Source organism: Bartonella sp. CE47NXGY (assembly GCF_042195415.1).
Lineage (GTDB): Bacteria > Pseudomonadota > Alphaproteobacteria > Rhizobiales > Rhizobiaceae > Bartonella.
Genome location: NZ_JBHIOI010000099.1, coordinates 1 through 2,258, shown reverse-complemented (window position 1 = coordinate 2,258; position 2,258 = coordinate 1). Strand labels below are relative to the sequence as shown.

Below are 2,258 nucleotides of genomic sequence, written 5' to 3'. Positions count from 1 at the left end.
TTCGGATTATCTGACCAATTGATCTCTACACGCTTAATGGCTTCATTGTCTGAAAAGCGAAACCGCTTCTCAACGGGGGCATTCTCTCGCAACGGGTTCCATGTCACCCATAACTCTGCTCGCCACCCCTCACCCTCTTCACGCAAAGTCGGTATAAGCGTCTGCCAAGCCGTCTCTGTCACGGGCTCTGCCTCATCAACCCAACAAAGCAAAATACGCCCCATCGATTTAATGCTCGCAATATTACGGTCCAGACCAGAAAACTGAAAGGCTACGCGACCATCTATCGACTTAATCGACGACTCCCCAACCTTGTAATAGTCCTTTAAAAAGTCATGCGCTTCAATGGCGCGCTTAATCTCCTCCAATGAACTCTCTGCCAAAGAATTCTGAAACTGACGTGCACAAAGAATGGTCCCCGATATCCCCTGCATACCAAATTGATAGCCTTTTAAAGCAGCCATCAAGGCAAATGATCTTGTCTTCCCAGACCCTCGTCCACCCCAAGCCGCTCGTACCAAAGCGTCTCCTGTAAAAATCGGTATAAGTTTTGGTACAATCTTAATCTGTCTTGTCGTCATTCATTGTTAAAGGAGCAATTTCTACACGCCCTATGATCTTAATCGCGCCCCCATCTTCCCCCGTCACTTGCAAAGGCAAGATCTTCCCAAGCAACGCTAAATAAGCCGCAGGGCATCTTATTGCCTGCTTTTCGAGGTAAGAGATTAGCCCCTCTTTCCCATACTTATTGCCTGCCAATTCAGCAGCTTTAAGAATAGCCTCTTTCAAAAGGCGTGTATTCTTATTCGGTACACCTTTGACACGCCCCATTCCTGCCTTAGGGGGTTTATATTTTTTCTTTGTTTGAGAAATCTGTTCTGTATTTTGTGATGTCATAAAATACACCCTCCAGATAATAAAAAACCCCGCATTTGCGGGGATTTTGAACTGTACATTTCCCTCTCTAGACACAATACGCCTAAGTACAGTAATGTCATTAAATACGATTTGCTACACTTTGTCAACATAAAAATAACACATATTGATAATTTCAAAGGGAATCAGTTAAACAGCACTTATGAATAATTAAGGGTTCAAAATGATGAAATCATTATCCATAACACGCATCATAACATTTATAGCTTTCTTTTCTATATCAGCGCTACCTGCATCAGCGTCATTTGGATTTATAGACAAATTGACGCGTATGTTTACAAGTGTAGATACTATAGAGAAGTATAATCAACTTTACGACAAATACGCGAGTAAAGAATATACTGGCTTTACGCATTTTAATAAGCTAAGCCAAGCACAAGAATTTGTATACAGCCGTGGCCATCATAAGATGCCTTCCAAATTTGATCCTGTATTGCATCGTCACGTATTCGTTATTTTATGTGGACGCTTTGTGAATTTATTGCGGGGTGAGTATAATGAAGAAATGTCATGGGCAATGCTACCCAATGTAATAAGTCGTTTACGTTATGAACATAATTGGAGTGAAAGAGATTTTATGTGGGCATACAACGAATCCAATAACAGCAAAAATCCAATGATTTATTATGCAAAAAAATTTCTTAGTAATTCGACTGGAACTGGCATTAGCCCCAAAACACAAATGATAGTTGTAGTATCTGACGTGAGCACCGGTGATTATGAAAACACTAAACAAGTCGCTAGATTTTGCAGAGACTTACCAACGATATATGATATAATGAAACCGTAATAGAGATTGTCATTTACGATCAAAATGTTTCTGAAGCGCATTAAGAGCTATACGTAATGAAGGTACAAGATATGATAATGTTTGATCTTCTATAACGAGGCACTGTAGCGCTGCATAAAGGTTATATTGTCTATAGAGGCATTGGGCTTCTTTTAGTGCCTCTTGCGTGTTTATAAACTGCTCTGTTGCAAATTCTACCCATTTATCTCTTGCCTTATCATCAGATGATGATGGCATTTCGTCATAAATTGCATTAGGCAAGCCTTTTGCGCAAAGGTAATTATTCCTTATCTGTAGATATTGCTGGGCGGTGTCGTATTGCTCTTGAGTAAGCACGCCTTGCAAGCAAAGCCGCCCTATATAAGACCCAGAGAGTGGATTTTTTGCCTCTTGTAGCGTTAAACCAAAGCGTTTTGCACGCATTTCTATTGCCAATTTATCAACGGCTTCACGCAGTGCTTTTGCACGTGATATACGTCCGTTTGGTTCTCTTACCTGCCCTGCTATTTTAGGGCGTCCCCTTTTTTTATTT

General features: G+C 40.8%; 4 protein-coding genes. 1 reads left to right on the top strand and 3 read right to left on the bottom strand.

Annotated features, from left to right (window positions below; translation table 11 throughout):
• Both ACFIL3_RS09745 and ACFIL3_RS09740 read right to left on the bottom strand, forming a co-directional pair.
• Positions 1-581, bottom strand: a 581-nt coding sequence (locus tag ACFIL3_RS09745; RefSeq protein WP_375682182.1) for a phage terminase large subunit, incomplete at its 3' end; no start/stop codon positions are given.
• Positions 562-897 carry a hypothetical protein gene (locus ACFIL3_RS09740; RefSeq protein WP_375610989.1) on the bottom strand — a complete coding sequence of 112 codons (336 nt, stop codon included), beginning with the start codon at positions 895-897 and terminating at the stop codon, positions 562-564. The genes ACFIL3_RS09745 and ACFIL3_RS09740, both read right to left, overlap by 20 nt.
• Before the next feature lie 202 nt (positions 898-1,099).
• Here ACFIL3_RS09740 and ACFIL3_RS09735 point away from each other — a divergent pair, with 202 nt between their 5' ends.
• The gene (locus tag ACFIL3_RS09735; RefSeq protein WP_006590334.1) at positions 1,100-1,726 is read left to right on the top strand and encodes a hypothetical protein; all 627 of its coding nucleotides are present in this window, start codon (positions 1,100-1,102) and stop codon (positions 1,724-1,726) included.
• 9 nt (positions 1,727-1,735) lie between these two features.
• On the opposite strand, the gene ACFIL3_RS09730 is transcribed toward ACFIL3_RS09735, so the two are convergent.
• Positions 1,736-2,258: hypothetical protein (locus tag ACFIL3_RS09730; protein WP_375682181.1), on the bottom strand; the 523-nt coding region annotated here is incomplete at its 5' end.